This window comes from Natrialba swarupiae, from assembly GCF_008245225.1.
GTDB lineage: Archaea > Halobacteriota > Halobacteria > Halobacteriales > Natrialbaceae > Natrarchaeobius > Natrarchaeobius swarupiae.
Map to the genome: position 1 here is coordinate 33,885 of NZ_VTAW01000007.1, position 17,442 is coordinate 51,326.

The window sequence follows — 17,442 nt, forward strand, 5'->3', positions numbered from 1 at the left end:
CCCGCTTCGTACATACGGTATGTACGACGAACAAACAGTACTCGTCCTCTCTGGAACGTCAGATTCGGGTCGTGCGGTCGCAGAAACCGTCGCCGACGCCGGCGGCACCGTCGGATTCACGTACAACAGTGCATCCGACGACGCCGAGGCTTTACTCAACGAACTCGACGGAGACGGCCACGAGGCGTGGTCGTGTGACGTGACCGACCCCGAGGAAACCGAAGCGGTCATCGACGAGGCGTTCGACGCGATCGGACCGATCGACAGCCTGGTGTACACCGTCGGCGTCATCGCCCGAAGTTCGATCACGGACACCGACGTCGACGACTGGCAGCGCCACCTCGACGTCAACGTAACGGGGGCGTTCAATACGATCAAGGCTGCCGCTCCGAAGTTCGAAGAGCAGGGCCACGGTGCCATGGTCGCAGTCTCGGCGTGTGACGGCATCATGCGAAGCTCCGATCTCGCCGCCTACGACGCCAGCAAACAGGCACTGATCGCACTCGTCGAGGAAGCCGCACGGGAACTCGGCCCCTCCGGCGTCCGCGCAAACGTCGTCTCGCCGGGATTCATCCGGGATCCCGACGCGCTCTCGGAGGACGCAATCGACGGTCTCCTCGAGCAACAGCCGTACAAACAGTTGACGACGCCACAGGCGATCGCGAACGCGTGTCTGTTCCTCTGTTCTGATCTGGCATCGACGACGACCGGTGCCGTCTTGCCCGTCGATTCGGGACTCAGCCTCGAGTAAGCCGGCGACTCGCGTTTCGGGACGAACGAATTTTTTCAGCGCGAATCGTTCGGCGAGGAGTCCGGACCCAGATGTGTCACCTGTTCGCAGGTCGTACTAAAAGCGACGTTGCGACGAAAACGAGTACCGACCGTCGGGAAAGGGCTATGGGCCGACCGCGTCAGGCGGCCAGTTCGCTGCGACGTGACTCGGTCGCCGCCTCGTCGACGCGTAGGCCGTCCTCGTCGTCGTGGAAGACGACGCCGTAGACGTCGTGGGCCTCCTCGACCGTGATATACTCCTTCACGACGTCCTCTCGAACCGCCTCGGGATCGCGCTCGAGCGGGTCGCCGTAGCCGCCACCGCCCGAGAGCTGGAAGCTGACGGTGTCGCCGTACTCGAGTTCGAACTGTCCTTTGGGATGGAGTTCCTCGGCCTCGTCGTCGGGGTTGAGAACCGTTTGTCCGCTGTCACCGCCCTCGCCACCCTCGAGTCCCCACGGCTGGGACTCGGTGCGTTCTAACAGGTTGGTAAACGAGACGTTTTCGGCGAACAGCGTGAAGTCCTTCCGAAGACCCAGGCCGCCGCGGTGTCGACCGGCACCGCCGGAGTCAGGGATGAGCTCGAGTCGGTCGATGACCACGGGGTACCGCGTCTCGTGGAGTTCGACGGGGATGTTGGTCACGTTGAACGACGAACAGATTCCCTCCTCACCGTCCTTGCGCTCGGAGGCACCGACGCCCCCGATCATGAAGTCATAGAGGATGAACTGCTCGCCGGTCTCCGGATCCTCCCCGCTGAAGTTGGGGTTGCCGAAGTGACTGCTCGCAGCGATCACCTTGTCGGGGACTGCCTTGGCGACCGCACCGAGGTTCAGTTCGACGAGTCGCTGGTTGATGATCGGGCGAGCGTTCGCCGCCGTCGGTGGCTGGGGATTGAGGAACGATCCCTCCGGCGCACGGACGGTCATCGGTTTCATGATCCCTTCGTTCTGCGGGAGATACTTTTCGGTGATCGCCTTGAGGACGAACGCCGAGTACGCCCGGGTGTAGTTGATGTAGCTGTTGATCGCGCTCTGTGTCGCCGGATCGGTCCCATCGTAGTCGAAGATCAACTCGTCGTCGTCGATCTCGATCGTCACCTCGAGGTTGACCGGTCCGCTGTCGACGCGAACGTTGTCCATGACGTCCTCGAAGGAGTACTTGCCGTCGGGCATCTCCCGAAGGTCCTCCCGGACGCGGCGTTCGGACTGGGAGATGACCTCGTCGATACACGTGTAGATCGTCTCCCGGTCGTACTCCTCGATGATCTCCCGGAACAGGGTCGCACCGTGGTGGTTGGCGTTTTGCTGGGCCTTCAGATCGCCGATCACTTCGTCCGGCAGTCTGACGTTGGCCTCGATGAGGTCGACGAACCACCGCTCGAGTTCGCCCTCCGAGATCACCTTCGTCGGGAACAGCCTGAGCCCTTCCTGGTAGATTTCGGTCGCCTCGACCGCCTGCGATCCCGGTGCCATTCCGCCGACGTCGATGTGATGGGCGATCGTCACGGAGAACCCTTCGATCCGATCGTCGACGAACACCGGCGTGACGAGGAACATATCCGGCAGGTGTCCCGACCCCATGTAGGAGTCGTTCAACAGGATTCCGTCGCCGGGCTCTAGGTCGTCGTAATCGTACCGGTCTCGGACGTGCTGGACCGCATACGGCATCGATCCGAGGTGGCCGGGACTGAAGTTGCCCTGTGCGACCATTCGCCCTTCGCGGTCGAACAGTCCGGTGGAGAAGTCCTGGCCGAGCGAGACGGCCTCGCTCTTCCCGGTTCGCTGGAGGACTTTCCCCATCTCGTTGCACATCGCGACGAGTCGATCCCAGATAACCGTAAACGTGATCGGATCGAGTTCGTCGGCGTCGATACTGATCTCTGCATCCGAATCTGTCTCACTCATGATCGCTCACCTCGTTGATTTCGATGACGAGATTGCCGTACTCGTCGACGGTCAAGACGTCACCCGGCGGAACGACGGTCGTCGAGTTGACCTCTTCGATAACCGCGGGCCCGGTAAGTTCGGCACCGGGGGAGAGTTGCTCCCGGTCGTAGATCCCGGCATCGGTGAAGCCGCCGGCGCTCTTGAAGTACGCCTCCCGCGTTCCCTTTCTGGCGTCGCTCGCACGAGCCGATCCGCTCTCGGCCGTCTCGATAGACATCGACTCGGTCGGGCTTCGGACCGTAACTTTCCACGTGATCCCTTCGATCTCCTCGTCCTCGTCGCTGTAGCCGTACGTTCGCTCGTAGGTGTCGTGGAACCGCTGTTCGATCGTCTCGATATCATCGGAGCCAAGTGCTCCGGTCGGAAGTTCGACGCCGAGTTCGTGTGCCTGACCGACGTACTTCATGTCGGCTTCGCGCTCGACTTCGATCTGGGTGTCGTCGCCACCGGCTTCCTTGACGAGTTCACGGCCACGGGCCTCGAGGTCGTCGTAGATGTCGTTGACGTGTTCGAGGCCGTCGGGCGTGAGTTCGGTGATGTACGTCTGATCGAGGTGGAACTCGATGTCGGCGACGAGCAAGCCGCCGGCGCTCGCGACGCCCGCACCCGGAGGCACGATCACCTTCGGGACGTTGAGTTCGTGTGCGATGAACGCTGCGTGGGACGGACCGGCACCGCCGAAGGCGATCATGCCGAACTCGCGTGGGTCGATCCCGCGTTCGGAGGCGTGAATCTGGCTCGCGCGGGTCATCGCGTTGTCGACGATCTCTTTGACACCCCACGCTGCGTCGTAGGTATCCATGCCGAGCGGTTCGGCGATGTCCCGATCGATGCCGGCGAGTGCGTCGTCGACGTCGATGTCCATCCGCCCTCCGAGGAAGTAATCCGGGTTGAGATAGCCAAGCGCGAGGTCGGCGTCCGTGACGGTCGGCTGGGTACCACCGCGACCGTAACAGATCGGCCCCGGTTCCGCACCGGAGCTCTCCGGCCCGACGGTGATTCGGCCGGTGTCACTCGCCGCGGCGATGGAACCGCCGCCGGCACTGATCTCGATCATGTCGATGACCGTCAGGTTGATCGGGAGGCCACTGCCCTCTTTCATCTCGGCCTCGTCGACTTCGAAGACGTCCGTTCGTTTGGGTTGGCCGTCGATGATAAAGCAGATCTTCGCCGTCGTCCCACCCATGTCGAACGAGAACACGTTCTCGTGACCGACGTGTTCGCCGATGTGGGCCGCGTTGAGCGCACCGGCGACCGGCCCAGACTCGATGATCTGAACCGGCGACTGCTGGATCATCTTCGGCGTCGCAACGCCACCGCTCGATTTCATCATGAAGAACGAGCCGTCGTACCCCTGCCCGTCAAGGTCGTCTTCGATCTTGCTCAGATACTGCTGGACGGTCGGTTTGACGTAGGCGTCGACCAGCGCAGTGTTCGTCCGCTCGTACTCGCGGTATTGTTTCGAAATGCCCGACGCGCGCGTCGTATACAGATCCGGCGCGACGTCCTCGATAACCTCCGCCGCCGCACGCTCGTGTCTGTCGTCTTCGTAGGAGTGAAGGAAGCTAACCGCGACCGACTCGTAGTCGTCTTCGATATCCTCGACCAGCGACGCGAGTTCGTCCTCGTCGAGTGGCGTCACAACACCCTCTCGAGGGTGGAGACGCTCGTCAACCTCGTAGATGTTCTCCCGGTCGACGATCGGATCGGGCTTCTCGATGAAAAGATCGTACAGATCGTAGCGTTTCTGTCGGCCCAGAATCGGTACGTCCCGGAATCCCTCCGTCGTCAACAGCGCCGTGTCCGCACCGTCACGCTCGAGAACGGTGTTCGTCGCGAGCGTCGTGGCGTGGATGAGCTGCTCGAGGTCGTCGATCTCCGAGTCGACTTCGGTGAGAAATTCGTCGAGTCCCGTCAGCACACCCTGAGACGGGTCGTCGACAGTCGTCGGATACTTGTACACGTCGAGTTCACCGGTCTCCTCGTCTTTCAGTACAAAATCGGTGAACGTTCCACCGACATCGAAGCCTATTCGCTTGGGCATTAGGTGGTATATGTCCCGGCATGTGTAATAAATTCCCACGGTTTTTCGCTCTCAGACGGCGAGAAAACGTTTCCGGAGTGACACTGATTCGCCACAACGTCAGTAAGCCAGGTCGGCCCCTCGGTGAGAAACTATGCGATGTCGAGTGTTCATACGGACTGCTGTAACTGATTACTGTCGGACCCGGAGAACCGATCCCGGATGCGACGGTAACGACTTCCAGTAGCCCGTCTCGAGACGCGGCCATCCAGAATGGGTAGTGAAAACGAGGATTTATTTCGTGTGCATATCTATACATTGCCATGCCACAAGAACTCGACGGGCTGGACGAGATCGACCGCACTATTCTCCGTATTCTCGTTCAAAACCCGCGGACGCCGTACTCGGATATCGCCGAGCAACTCGAGGACGAAGGGTTCGAAATGAGTGGTGAGGGGATCCGATACCGCGTCTCGAAGCTGTTCGAGACGACGTCGATTCTCCTTCTGACGGCTCCGAAACAGCACGGATGGGAGGTGATCCGGCTGTTTATCGCAGTCGAAGACAACGAGGATGCAAAAGAAGAGACGTTCGAAGCACTGGCGGAGATGGGGTTCTGGATGAACTGTCGCGGGCTCGGTTCGTTCGATCTGTACGCCGTCGCAACCGTCTCCTCGAATCGAGACGCCGACGATCTGATCGACACTGTCCGGACCCTCGAGAACGTCTCGAACGTGGAGTATATGGTCGAGACAGACCGGATGACGACGATCGAAAACTACCTCGCACAGTAGTAACGCTCCCGCCATCGAGACAGACGCCGCCGAATATATTCGTCTTCACCCCGCTCACGATTCGAGTCGACTGGTCGTTCGCTTCGGTCACGGTCTACTCCTCCTGATTTTCGTACAGGTGTCTCATACGGATTGCTGGAACGATGTCCCGGCGAACCCGCAGACTGGTCGCGGATTCGCCGGTGATGATTGGCAGTAAACCGTATCAAAAACTCCCGCCAGACCAGGTTCGAGAGCGCGGCGAAACGACGGCGAGAGCTGAGCAAACGACGAGATCACACAGCCTTCCCAACACCAGTACGTTCTTTGCTTTAGCAAATATCAACGAGTACACTTTTGTTTCACGGGGGTATATGGCCGGATATGGGAACAGAATATGGATGTAAAGTTTGCCGAGTTCTCGAAGACCACGACCTCGAACACTACGACGAACGGTTACTCGAGGAGTGGCGCGGTGACGGTTCGCAGCGAAAGGGGTACAGACAGCTCGCCCGGTGGTTGAACGTCACCCTCCTGCGCCGGGAGATGGACAAAGTGGGACTGTCGACACTCGGTGACGAGGCCGAATCGAAGTACGACAGGCTTCGCGAGGAGGGAACGACGAGCAGCGAGGTCGCCGCCATGCTCGAGCGTGAAGGGATCGACGTCGAGCGCCTGCAGGACGATTTCGTCTCCTACGGCGTCGTTCGAACGCATCTCCTCGACTGTCTCGACGCCGAATACGAAAAAGAAGAGTCCAGCGAGTGGGAACGTGAGGCGATCGAAATCGCGCGCAATCACGCCAAAGAGAAGATCGTCTCAGCCGTCCGGTCGCTCGAGCGAAAGGGAAAGCTCCGCGGCGGCGAGGACATTACCGTCCACGTCGACGTCGACCTCGAGTGTGAATCCTGCCAGACGCGCGTTCCGCTCCGACGTGCGATCTACCGCGGCGAACTCTGTGACTGTGCGACCATGGAGGTCCACCAATGAGCGAGTTAACGATCTCCATCGAGAACGTCGGCGGAATCGACTCGGTCGACTGTACGCTCTCCGACGAACTCAACGTCGTCACCGGACCGAACTCCTCGAACAAGACGTCGTTTCTCGAGGCGGTCGCGTTCGGCCTCGGTCGATCGACGGTGCCGATCAAAAACGACGCCGATACTGCACGCGTCGAACTCTCGTTGGACGGGGAAACGATCGTTCGGACGGCAACGGAGACGGGTCACGGAATCGAAATCGACGGCGACTGCTGGATCGACGACGGCGACGATATCGAGTTGTTCGAACAGTTCGCCTGCCTGTTCGAATTCAGCACCGTCCGCTCGGCGGTGAGAAACAACGAGAACTTCGAAGACGTTCTCAAAGGCCCGATGGATATCGACGCACTCGAGGCCGAACGCGAAGGGAAGATCGTCGAGAAAAACGAACTGCAAACGGAAATCGAGGCCCAGGCGGACGTCGAAACGCGACTGGAGGACCGAAAACGGGAACTCGAGACGAAACGCGAAACCGCCGTCGAACTCGAGGCGACACTCGACGAGTTGCGGGACAAACAGCGGACGATCACCGACGACGAGGAACTCGAGGAGCTTCAGGAAACGCGATCGCAACTCGTCACCAGACGACGGGATTATCGCTCGCAGATCGAAAATTACGAGGACGCGATCGATCGTCTCACCGACCAGATCGCGGAGGTCGAAGCCGAACTCGAGGAGGCCCGTGAGACCGTCGCGGGGTACGACGTCGAGTCACTCGAGGCCGAGAAGGCCTCGATCAGGGACGATCTCGACGAGATCACCAACCGTCTCGATATCCTCCAATCAGTGCTGACCGCAAACCGGGAGATGCAATCGTCGCCATACACCGGCGTCCTCGGGCAACAACACGGACTAACCGGTGATACAGTGACGTGCTGGGCGTGTGGCACCGAATCGACCGCCGAGGAGTTCGACGAGACGATAACACAACTCACCGAGCTCATCGAAGCGGACAAGGACCGACGCGCCGAGTACGAGCCACGACTTGAGGAGATCAACGCACAACTCGACGCCATCGACGAGGCCCACAGACGGGTCGACACCCTCGAGTCGAAGAAACGCTCCCTCGAAGAGCAACTCGAAGAGCGGCGGGATTCCCTCGAGACCAACCGCGAACAGATCGCGGATCTCGAAGACGAGATCGACCGCGTCGAGGATCAGATTGCCCAGAAGGAAGCCGAGCAAGAGAGCGAAACGAGTGATCTGACCGACGAGATCGAGTCGACGCGAATCGAGTTACACTCGGTTCAGACAGACATCGAGCGCCTCGAATCGACGATCGACGACCTCGAAGCGGCTCGTCAGGACCGCGAACGGAACCGCGAACGGATCGAGTCGCTCCGCGACGAGATCCGCACGCTCACTGAACGCATCGAGAACCTCGAACAACGCCTCCAGACGCAGTTCAACGAGGCGATGGACGAGTTGATCGAGTTGCTCGAGTACGAGGCGATCGAACGCGTCTGGTTGGACGGCAACTTCGATCTGATCGTCGCCCGGGAAGAAAATGGCGTCACTCGTCAGGACACGATTTACAACCTCTCGGAGAGCGAGCGTGAGATGGTTGGGCTCGTACTCGCGCTTGCCGGGTACATCGCCTACGACGTCGCCGACACCGTTCCAGTCCTCGTCATCGACACGCTCGGCGCGTTCGACGCCGAACGAGCGACGGGGCTGCTCGAGTACTTTGCCGACGAGTCACCGCTTTTGGTTACCGCCTTGCTCCCCGACAACGAGGCTGTACTCGCCGGCTCGGAACTGGAATACGGTTCCGTCAATCCGAAACAGCTCACGCCGTAGGAACACTGTCAACGCGTCGAATCCACACTCGAGTCGATCGCAGTCGGTCCGTTTTCTCGTCGGAAAAACGGTGAGATGTCGACGTCGGCGACCCCACGAACCGTCCATGGATGAGATGGTTTACTGTCAGTCGGTACCGCCGAACCCGCGACCCGTCTGCGGGTTCGCCGGTACAGTGGTACAACAATCCGTATGAAGCGAACGGCGGTGGGCTTTCCGCGTTAGTTGCCGCCGGCGAGGGTCAGATCGTCACTGAACTCGATGTTGATGTTTTTCACGCGGGTGTGATCGAGCAGTTCCGAGATATCCTCTTTGTTCCCGATGCCGCTCTGTTTGTAACCGCCAAACGGCGCGCCGATGTAGTGGCGTCCGTGCTGGTTGATCCAGATGTAACCCGACTCGATATCGTCCGCAGCCCGGTGTGCCGTGTTGAGGTCGTTCGTCCAGACGCTTGCAGTCAGGCCGTAGTCGGTGCTGTTGGCGATCTCGATCATCTCGTCGTACTCGCTCCAGGTCATCACCGAGAGCACCGGCCCGAACGTCTCCTCGTGAGCGATCGTCATATCCGGCTCGACTTCGAAGACGGTTGGCTCGAGGTAGTATCCACGGTCGTACTCGTCGACCGTCTCGCCGCCGAACAGCACGTCCGCGCCTTCCTCTTTGGCGATATCGATGTACTTGCAGACTTTCTCGAACTGTGGCTCGGAGACGACCGACCCCATCGTGTTCGACTCGTCGAACGGATCCCCGATCGTCACCGATTCGAGTCGGTCGATCAGCGGCGGAACGACGTCGTCGTAGGCGTCCTCGTGGACGAGTAGCCGGGTGCCGCTGCCACAGGACTGGCCCTGCCAGGGTAACGCCATCGCCCCCTTGAGGCCGTCGAGAACGCGGTCCATGTCGGCGTCGGGATAGACGATAAACGGATTCTTGCCACCCAACTCGAGCAAGACGGGTGAGAGGTTCTTCGAGGCACCCTGCATGATCTTCTTTCCGGTTGCGGGGCTGCCGACCATCGAGACGAGCCTGACGTCGTCGTGTTCGACGAGGTTCGCGCCCGTTTCGCCGAAGCCGGTGACGATGTTGATCAGGCCGTCCGGGAAGAGATCACACTCGTCGATGAGACGTCCGATGTACAGCGCCGAAAGCGGGGTGAACTCCGATGGTTTGACGACGATGCCGTTGCCGGCGACGATCGCGGGCGCGACCTTCTCGGCGACGAACATCGTCGGGTGGTTGAACGGGATGATGCCGGCGACGACGCCGTAGGGTTCACGCTGGGTGAAGTTGTGATTGTTCGGCCCGGTCGGGATCGTCTCCCCTTTGAGCTCGGTCGCCAGCCCGGCGTTGTATTTGAGGTTGCGAGCGCCCTTCTCCGTGTCGAATTTCATCCGGGAGATACTGCTCCCGTTGTCGGCGACGTCGAGTTTCGTCAGTTCGTCCTGGTGCTCGAGGAGGAAATCGGCGAAGGCTTCGACGCGCTCGCGGCGTTCGAAGACGTCGAGTTCCCGCCACTCCTGGCTGGCTCGGTCGGCAGCCTGGACGGCCTGGTCGACCTGGTCTTCGGTCGCGATCGGAACGTCGGCGAGGATCTCACCAGTCGATGGACACTCGTTTTCGAACGTCTCCTCGCTGGAGACGAACTCGCCGTCGATGTACATTCGGTCCTCTATCTCGAGGGAGACGTGTTTTCCGGACAACGTCTCTAGATCGTACTCGAACATGCTATATGAGCATATGTCTCGCGCCTCTTATATAGCCGTTGTGACTGACGAACGGTGGCTGCAGCCGTCCTACGGAAACAGCCGTTCGTCGGCGATCGGCGGCCGTTCGAATACGCCGTAGCGGTCGGCGTACTCCATCCAATCACGGACGTTCTCCCGCTGGTCGGACTCGAGAACGAACGGACAGTCGACGCCGTCGGTGACCTGCCGGAGCGCCTCGACCGTCCGCTCACCCTCCCACTCGCCGGTGTCCGTCTCCTCGAGAAACGCGGTGAGGACGGCTTCGTAGTTTTCGTTTCGGTACGCACGCGAGCGGCCGAGCGCGTCGACGAACGCCGTGACGCGCTCGGTGTGTGCGTCGTACACCGACCGGTCGACACAGACGAGGTGGACCAGCGGCCGATAGCCGGTCAGTTCGTCCCACTCGACACCCATGTCGTAGAGCAGTTCGTAGTCCGGATCCTCCTCGAGGCCCCAGTACCAGTCGTTGATCCGTTCGACGGCGTCGAGACGACCCGATTCCATCCGTTCGGCAAGTCCCTGATGGGTATCGACGACCCACTCGACGTCGTCGGGGCCGACGTCGAATCGATCCTCGAGAATCGCCTTGTGGTAGGTCATCGCGAGCGAGCGGTCGTGGATACCGACTCGCTTCCCGACGAGATCTTGTGGGTCGTCGATGCCGGATTCGGCGCGGACGAACATGCCGTTGCCGCGCTGATACGTCAACCCAGCGGCGACTGCGAGCGGATCGGTCGGGACGACGTCGGTGTGACTGACGAGCTTCGACGTGACGTACTTCCCCATCGACATCGTCGTGGCGTCGAGCTCTCCGGTAAGCAAGAGCTGATCCTTTCTCGGCGAGTGGTTGTGTTCGACGCTGACGTCGCCGAGAGTCGGCGTCACTTCCCCGGTCTCGAGTGCGTAGTAGAACTGTCTTGTGTTGTAAAACGGCGTCGTACTGAATTTGAGCGTCTCCGTCATCACCGATGCATGAGTGGCGACCAGCAAAAATCTGCTGACTACTTACGGGCGGACTCCCCGGGGCTGGGTGGCCAGGTGTCGCTCTAGCGATTCGTCCCGTCGTCCGCAGTGAGCAGAAATCGACGTACAGCGACCCGGTATCGGGGACCACCGACTCGGCGGATGCCTACTCCGTTGTTATTAATTATTATATTACGGTCGATAATCACGTGAACACCTGTCCCACATACAAGATGAATCCCCCGTCGAGTGCAGGGGAGGCAATTGGTGATTTTTTATATCGGATTCTATCGTATAGGAATAATGCACTAAGTCCGTTATTTTGCCGTTTTATTTGTATATGTACACGGTCCGGCAATGCAGGACCCCCGACGCACGACCCCTAGGATTTGGCAAGCCTACACTGCAGGGTCGAATGCGGTGGTGTGGTTCGATTCGACCCTGCAGTCGACGCGTGTCCTAATGGCGTTCCAAACCTGAACTGGTGGGTGGAACCGATGGCGGTCGTCTCGTTTCACCCATCAGTCGACGTTTGGAACGGTACTAGATGTCCGATCCGACCGCAGAAGTCACAAGGTATATTATTGTAGCAGGTATTGTATTCGGATGTATGTCAGTAGACCTCGTGGTCAGAGACTGTACAATCGTTACCCCTGAAGGGCAGATAGGCCCGGACGCAGGGGTTGCGGTTGACGACGGGAAGATCGTTGCGATCGGATCGAGCGAAAATCTGCCGGACGCCGATGAGGTCGTCGAGGCAGACGGTAACTACCTCGCCCCCGGCGTCATCGACTGCCACATTCACAACCGGACCCCCGGTCTCGAGTACAAAGAAGACTGGAAAACGGCCACCCAGGCCGCGGCTGCCGGCGGTGTAACCACCGTCATGGGTATGCCCAACACGGACCCGGTCATCGACCAGCCAGAACACATCGAGACGAAAGCCAATCTCGGTGACGAGAACGCGCTCGTCGACTTCCAGTTCTACGCGGTCATCACGTCCAACAACTACGATCAGGTCCACGACCTCGCCGAGACGGGCGTCGTCGGCTACAAGGTGTTCCTGGGCACCACGATCGGTGCGATTCCCCCACCGAACGACGGCGAACTTCTCGAGGCGATGGAACAGGTCGCCGAGACCAACCGCCGGCTCGGATTCCACGAAGAGAACGACGAGATTCTCTCACACCTTGCCGAGAAGTTCCAGGAAGAAGGCAAAAACGACCCGATCTACCACACGTGGTCGCGACCGCCGATCACGGAACGAGAGGCGATCAGCCGAACGATCCTCTTCGCAGAGGAGACCGGTGCGAAGATCCACATGTTCCACCTCTCGTGTGGCTCGGGCGCGGAGCTCGTCGCCGAGGGGAAAGACCGCGGCATCGACGTGACCGCCGAGACGATGCCCCACTATCTGTGGTTCACCGAGGACGTCATGCGAGAGAAAGGAAACGTCGCTCGCATCCAGCCTCCGATCCGCGATCAGGAAGAGCAGGATCTCCTCTGGGAACAGGTCCAGGGCGACGGCATCGACTGTATCGCAACCGACCACTCGCCGCACACGGACGAAGAGAAGGGCATGGACGATCCCTTCAAGAACACCTGGGAGGTTATCTCCGGGTTCGTCGGCCTCGAGACCGAGGTCCCGGCCATGCTCTCGTTCGTCAACGAGGGTCGTATGAGCCTCGAGCAGTGGATCAACATGCACTCGACCCAGCCGGCGAAGATCTGGGGCATGTATCCCGAGAAGGGATCGCTGCAGGTCGGTACCGACGCCGACTTCACCATCTTCGATCTCGAAGAAGAGTGGACCCTCGAGGATCGCCACTCGCTGCACTCGAAGAACACGGTGACGCCGTTCGAGGGAGAATCGTTCACCGGTAGCGTCGAGACGACGATCGTCAGAGGCAACGTCGTCTACGAAGACGGCGAAGTCGTCGGCGAATCCGGTTACGGGAACCAGGTCGACGTCGACGAAATCGACAACGATTACGGAAACTAATGAGCGAAGACGCATACGAGCGCGGCCGAGAGACGGGAACGCGGCTCCGAGAGGCCATCGAGCACAACCTCGAGGGCTTCTGGCAGGCAGTCGCCAACCGCGGACTCGACCGCGAGACGGTACACGAGGAAGCACGTGCCAACCGAGAGCGGCTCACGGAGTCGACGCGTTCCAAGATCCACGGGATGGCCGACGCAGCGGGCGTTCCCCACCGTGATCTGCTCGCGTACAACCTCTTCGAGGAGACGCTCGTCACCGACGGCTGTACGACGGCCATCGCCGCCGGAGAGGCATCGGCGACCGGCGAGACGATCTTCTTCAAGCAAAGCGATAAGAAAGGTGCTGACGAGTTCGAGGGCGAGAACTACCACAAGCACAACCAGATCAACGTCGTCAGCGTCGAAGACCCCGACGACAAGAACAAGGTCATCGGCGTCACTGCCGCCGGTTCGACGGCGGTCAAGATGGGGATGAACGACCAGGGCGTCGCCATCGGCTCGAACATCTCCCGGACGGTTACCTTCGACGAGGACGGGAAAGATTCGAAAGACTGGGCAGCCGCCTCTCGGGGCGCGTACATGCGCGAAGGGCTGCTCCACGGCGACACCGCAGAGGAGGTCGCCCAGCACATCACCCCGATGCTGTTCTCGGATCCGATGTCCTCACCCGGCAACATCCCGATCGCCGACGCCGAGAAAGCGATCATCCTCGAAGGCGAGTTCACCCACCTCGCGAGCGAGTGGGTCGAAGACGACGTCATCGGTCGCGGGAACAAGTTCGAAGTGCTCTCCGATCTGGCGCGTTCACGCGAGGAGATCCCCTCGAGCTACTCGCGCCACGAGCGAGTAATGGAGGTCCTCGAGGCCGAAAACGGCGACGTGACCGCCGAGACGATGCGTGATCTGTCGATGGATCACGAAAACGGTCCGGGCCTCGAGTCGATCTGTCGCTACCAGGAGAACGACTATACGGACGAAACGTCGCTTTCAGCGGCGATCTTCGAACTCGACGGCGACGAGCCGGAAAACAGCACGATCTACATCGCGCTCGGTAAGCCAAGTTACGCTTGGCGAACCGAGGAAGGCGACGGCTGGCTCGCCCTCGAGGCAGGCGCTTCCGAGGACGACGTACCGGAGCGATTCCTCACGGGAGACGCCTGGTTCGACCACTACACGGAAGAACCCTACGAAGGCGAAGCCGAACCGCCGGCGCTCGACTGAACTTTCGTTCGTTTTTTCGACTGGACGCCGTCGACAGCGTCGATAGCAGTCGGTGGCCGTAACGAGGGCGAGTCGACAGTCACCTCACTCTCGCCACGGCGAACGTATTCGTCCAGTTATTCACCGACAAATACACCACATATTATTCTAGATATTTTTTCACCAGTTTAAGTTTTTCGCCAGATTTAAGTGTGATAAAGAATAGTGTGAGACGTATGCCACCAGTCAGCAGACGCAGCTTTCTCGCGAGTGGGAGTGTTGTCGGTGCCGGCCTCGTCGCCGGTTGTCTCGGGGGGGACGACGATAGCGTTCACCTTCAGGTCGATACGGCGGCAGAGGGCGCATCGCACTACAACATGTCCGCGCCCTGGGTCGAGCTACTGCCCGATCACTCGGAGGACCCCGCCCTCAACGCGACGGTGAGTTCGTCGGACGGGTCGGTCGCGAACATGCGTGCACTCGACGACGGCGAAATCGACGTTGGAACGTCCGTCGACCAGATCGGACACCTGGCCTACAACGGACAGGGGCCGTTCGACGGAAACGAGATCGACATTCGCTGCATCATGCGCGGCGAGCTCGTCCCGCAGTACTACGTGGTCCAGGCCGATTCGGACATCGATTCGATCTGGGATCTCGACGGCCGGAGCGTCACCCCCGGTCCGGAGGGTGGCGGAACGACTGGACAACACGAGGCGCTGATGGACCAGTACGGTCTCGAGACCGACGACGTCTATCTGAGCTACGGAGAGGGTGGGCGTGCGCTCCGTGACGGCGACGTCGACGCGTGGTTCGTCTTCCACGGGTCGGACGCCATCAACGCGTTTGCGACCGACGGCGACGAACTCGAGCTCCTCGAGTTCGACGACGAAGCGATGGAGGGACTCCAGGAGGTGTTCCCGTGGACGGTCGAAGCGGATGTGACGCCGGATATGCTCGAAAACTACGAGGAGACCACGGGCGTGATGGGGACACACGGCTACTGGATGACGACGCCGGAGATGGACGACGACGTCGTCTACGAGCTGTGTCGCGTCGTGACGAGCAATCCGGAGCCGATTCGGGACAGTAACGTCAACTCCGAGGAGTTCGGACTCGAGTTCGCCCACTACGACTTCGGCGTCCCGTATCACGACGCCGCAATCGAGTTCTTCGAAGACGAGGGCGTACTCTAATCGTCATGAGTACATCTGTCGAGGGAGAAGTAGCAGTTCCAATCGACGACGATACGACGCGGCTACAGAAGCTTTTGGCCGTTTTGATTGCAGCGTTTACCGTATACGTCGCCCTGACGCTGGAGTTCAGCACGTTCCAGCGGCTGGGCACGTTTTTGATGCTGACGCTCGTCTACCTGTTTCTTCGCTTCCCGCTTCGGGAAACGATCGAGCGGGAGTTGAGCGATCGACAGATACGACTCTGTAACTGGTTCGATATCGCAATGATCGTCGGGTCGACGGTCACGTACGGCTATCTGATACTCAACTCAGCGCAGATTATCGAACAGGCAGGTCGCGTACAGACGTTCGAGATTCCGCTCGGATTCCTCGCGATGTTCGTCGTCCTGGAAGCGACGCGACGGACGATCGGCTGGACGATCCCGCTGTTCGCCACCGGGTTCCTCGTCTACGTCTATCTCGGTCCGGCGTTTCCGGGGATATTCAGCCACCCCGGCTACTCGACCAATCAGCTGATCGTACAAATGTACGTCAGTACGAGGGGGCTGTTCTCGTTCCCGCTCGCCGTGATGTTCGACTACGTGTTCCTGTTCGTTCTGTTCGGGGCGTTACTGGAGGTATCCGGCGGTGGGAAGATGTTCCTGGATCTCGCGAAGGTCCTGTTCGGAAAGGTCACCGGCGGACCGGCAAAGCTCTCGGTGTTCGCGAGTGGCTCGATGGGGATGATATCCGGCAGCGCAGTCGCAAACGCCCTGACGACGGGCGCATTTACGATCCCGACGATGAAAGATCAGGGATACGATCGGGACTTCGCGGCCGGCGTCGAAAGCGCCGCGAGTACTGGCGGGCAGCTACTGCCACCGGTCATGGGCGCTGCCGTATTCATCATGATGGACATCACGGGCATCGATTACGTGACGATCATCACGAGAGCGCTCATTCCGGGGATCTTGATGTTCCTCTGTATCTACATGGTCGTCCACTTTCAGAGCGTCAAATCCGGACAGGTCGGTCTGCCCGACGAGGCGATTCCGGACCGACGCTCGGTACTCAAGCGACTGTACTATTTCATCCCGGTCGTGATCCTGGTGTACCTGCTGTACGATGGTATCAGCGTTCGCCGATCGGTCATCTACGGGATCGGTGTTCTGCTCATCGTGACGACCCTCGTCTACGACGCACGGCTGTACGATCCTCGACGGGAATCTCACGAACTCGCTTCGAACCCGTTCGTCGACGCCATCGAACTGACCGCGAAACGTGCAGCACCGATCGTCGTCGCTGCAACCTGTATCGGGATCATTCTGGGCGTTATCGGTATGACTGGGGTCGGCCTCGCGATCTCCTCGGTCGTAATGGATCTCGCATCGATTCACCTGATGGTCGCGCTCGTGGTCGTTATGCTTTTGAGCATTATGTTCGGGATGGCAACCGACACCGTCACGGTGTACATCCTCCTCGCAGTCCTCGTCGCACCCGGACTCGTCGACATCGGCGTTCCCGAGCTCACCGCACACCTCTTTATTTTCTACTTCGGGCTGATGGCGATGGTCACCCCGCCGGTCTGTATCGCCGCGTACGCGGCGTCGACGATCGCCGAGAGCGATCCGCTCAGAAGTGGCTTCTGGGCCTGGCGACTCTCGCTTGCGGCGTTCTTGCTTCCGTTCGCGTTCGTCTTCGACGAGAATCTGCTAATGATCGGGTCGGCCGACGCAATCGCATTGTCGATCCTGACGACGATCGTCGCGCTCACTGCCCTCGCAGGAGCGATCGTCGGCCACGCGTACACGGGCCTCTCCCGGATCGAACGAGCTACGCTCCTCGGTGCGTCCGTCCTGTTGATCGCGCCGAACCTGACCATAAACGCCGTCGGTCTCGGCCTGCTCGTAATCGGCGGATTCCGGCAGTTCCGCAGTATGGTGACCGAACGTCGGCTGACACCGCAGCCAACCGAAGCCGACTGAGGTCGGCTACGGCCGAC

At 60.2% G+C, this 17,442-nt stretch carries 12 protein-coding genes; 8 read left to right on the plus strand and 4 right to left on the minus strand.

Going from position 1 to position 17,442, the window contains the following annotated elements; genetic code table 11:
• The first annotated feature begins 19 nt into the window (after window positions 1–19).
• Entirely contained in the window at window positions 20–751 is a 732-nt protein-coding gene (locus tag FYC77_RS07310) for an SDR family NAD(P)-dependent oxidoreductase (RefSeq protein ID WP_149080854.1), read from the plus strand.
• Window positions 752–911: 160 nt separating this feature from the next.
• Here the strand turns inward: FYC77_RS07310 and FYC77_RS07315 are convergent, their stop codons facing one another.
• Together FYC77_RS07315 and FYC77_RS07320 are read right to left on the minus strand one after the other, a co-directional pair.
• Complete coding sequence (locus FYC77_RS07315; protein WP_149080855.1) at window positions 912–2,678, minus strand: hydantoinase B/oxoprolinase family protein; 1,767 nt, start codon at window positions 2,676–2,678, stop codon at window positions 912–914.
• Window positions 2,671–4,764, minus strand: a complete 2,094-nt coding sequence (locus FYC77_RS07320; RefSeq protein WP_149080856.1) for a hydantoinase/oxoprolinase family protein — start codon at window positions 4,762–4,764, stop codon at window positions 2,671–2,673. The genes FYC77_RS07315 and FYC77_RS07320 overlap by 8 nt, the downstream gene beginning before the upstream one ends.
• Window positions 4,765–5,066: 302 nt before the next feature.
• Here FYC77_RS07320 and FYC77_RS07325 point away from each other — a divergent pair, with 302 nt between their 5' ends.
• The 3 genes from FYC77_RS07325 (at window position 5,067) to FYC77_RS07335 (ending at window position 8,356) form a co-directional block, all read left to right on the plus strand.
• Window positions 5,067–5,537 (plus strand): Lrp/AsnC family transcriptional regulator, encoded by a 471-nt coding sequence (locus FYC77_RS07325; RefSeq protein ID WP_149080857.1) that lies wholly within the window; start codon window positions 5,067–5,069, stop codon window positions 5,535–5,537.
• Window positions 5,538–5,900: 363 nt separating this feature from the next.
• Entirely contained in the window at window positions 5,901–6,506 is a 606-nt protein-coding gene (rdfA, locus tag FYC77_RS07330; RefSeq protein ID WP_149080858.1) for a rod-determining factor RdfA, read from the plus strand.
• Window positions 6,503–8,356 (plus strand): archaea-specific SMC-related protein, encoded by a 1,854-nt coding sequence (locus FYC77_RS07335; RefSeq protein WP_149080859.1) that lies wholly within the window; start codon window positions 6,503–6,505, stop codon window positions 8,354–8,356. The genes rdfA and FYC77_RS07335 overlap by 4 nt, the downstream gene beginning before the upstream one ends.
• 221 nt (window positions 8,357–8,577) lie before the next feature.
• On the opposite strand, the gene FYC77_RS07340 is transcribed toward FYC77_RS07335, so the two are convergent.
• Window positions 8,578–10,080 (minus strand): aldehyde dehydrogenase family protein, encoded by a 1,503-nt coding sequence (locus tag FYC77_RS07340; RefSeq protein WP_149080860.1) that lies wholly within the window; start codon window positions 10,078–10,080, stop codon window positions 8,578–8,580.
• A 69-nt stretch (window positions 10,081–10,149) separates the two neighbouring features.
• Entirely contained in the window at window positions 10,150–11,064 is a 915-nt protein-coding gene (locus tag FYC77_RS07345) for an ABC transporter substrate-binding protein (protein ID WP_149080861.1), read from the minus strand.
• 610 nt (window positions 11,065–11,674) lie between these two features.
• Here FYC77_RS07345 and allB point away from each other — a divergent pair.
• From allB to FYC77_RS07365, 4 genes are all read left to right on the plus strand, one after another.
• Window positions 11,675–13,066, plus strand: coding sequence for an allantoinase AllB (gene allB / locus FYC77_RS07350; RefSeq protein ID WP_149080862.1), 1,392 nt, complete (start codon window positions 11,675–11,677; stop codon window positions 13,064–13,066).
• Entirely contained in the window at window positions 13,066–14,286 is a 1,221-nt protein-coding gene (locus FYC77_RS07355) for a C45 family autoproteolytic acyltransferase/hydolase (RefSeq protein ID WP_149080863.1), read from the plus strand. The genes allB and FYC77_RS07355 overlap by 1 nt, the downstream gene beginning before the upstream one ends.
• A 215-nt stretch (window positions 14,287–14,501) precedes the next feature.
• Window positions 14,502–15,461 (plus strand): TAXI family TRAP transporter solute-binding subunit, encoded by a 960-nt coding sequence (locus FYC77_RS07360; protein WP_149080864.1) that lies wholly within the window; start codon window positions 14,502–14,504, stop codon window positions 15,459–15,461.
• 5 nt (window positions 15,462–15,466) lie between these two features.
• The gene (locus FYC77_RS07365; RefSeq protein ID WP_149080865.1) at window positions 15,467–17,425 is read left to right on the plus strand and encodes a TRAP transporter permease; all 1,959 of its coding nucleotides are present in this window, start codon (window positions 15,467–15,469) and stop codon (window positions 17,423–17,425) included.
• Window positions 17,426–17,442 lie beyond the last annotated feature (17 nt).

What these genes read in the sequence shown, in the direction of transcription:
- FYC77_RS07310 (WP_149080854.1), top strand. Translation starts at nt 20, where the DNA reads ATGTACGACGAACAAACAGTACTCGTCCTCTCTGGAACGTCAGATTCG.
- FYC77_RS07315 (WP_149080855.1), bottom strand. Translation starts at nt 2,678, where the DNA reads ATGAGTGAGACAGATTCGGATGCAGAGATCAGTATCGACGCCGACGAA.
- FYC77_RS07320 (WP_149080856.1), bottom strand. Translation starts at nt 4,764, where the DNA reads ATGCCCAAGCGAATAGGCTTCGATGTCGGTGGAACGTTCACCGATTTT.
- FYC77_RS07325 (WP_149080857.1), top strand. Translation starts at nt 5,067, where the DNA reads ATGCCACAAGAACTCGACGGGCTGGACGAGATCGACCGCACTATTCTC.
- rdfA (WP_149080858.1), top strand. Translation starts at nt 5,901, where the DNA reads ATGGGAACAGAATATGGATGTAAAGTTTGCCGAGTTCTCGAAGACCAC.
- FYC77_RS07335 (WP_149080859.1), top strand. Translation starts at nt 6,503, where the DNA reads ATGAGCGAGTTAACGATCTCCATCGAGAACGTCGGCGGAATCGACTCG.
- FYC77_RS07340 (WP_149080860.1), bottom strand. Translation starts at nt 10,080, where the DNA reads ATGTTCGAGTACGATCTAGAGACGTTGTCCGGAAAACACGTCTCCCTC.
- FYC77_RS07345 (WP_149080861.1), bottom strand. Translation starts at nt 11,064, where the DNA reads ATGACGGAGACGCTCAAATTCAGTACGACGCCGTTTTACAACACAAGA.
- allB (WP_149080862.1), top strand. Translation starts at nt 11,675, where the DNA reads ATGTCAGTAGACCTCGTGGTCAGAGACTGTACAATCGTTACCCCTGAA.
- FYC77_RS07355 (WP_149080863.1), top strand. Translation starts at nt 13,066, where the DNA reads ATGAGCGAAGACGCATACGAGCGCGGCCGAGAGACGGGAACGCGGCTC.
- FYC77_RS07360 (WP_149080864.1), top strand. Translation starts at nt 14,502, where the DNA reads ATGCCACCAGTCAGCAGACGCAGCTTTCTCGCGAGTGGGAGTGTTGTC.
- FYC77_RS07365 (WP_149080865.1), top strand. Translation starts at nt 15,467, where the DNA reads ATGAGTACATCTGTCGAGGGAGAAGTAGCAGTTCCAATCGACGACGAT.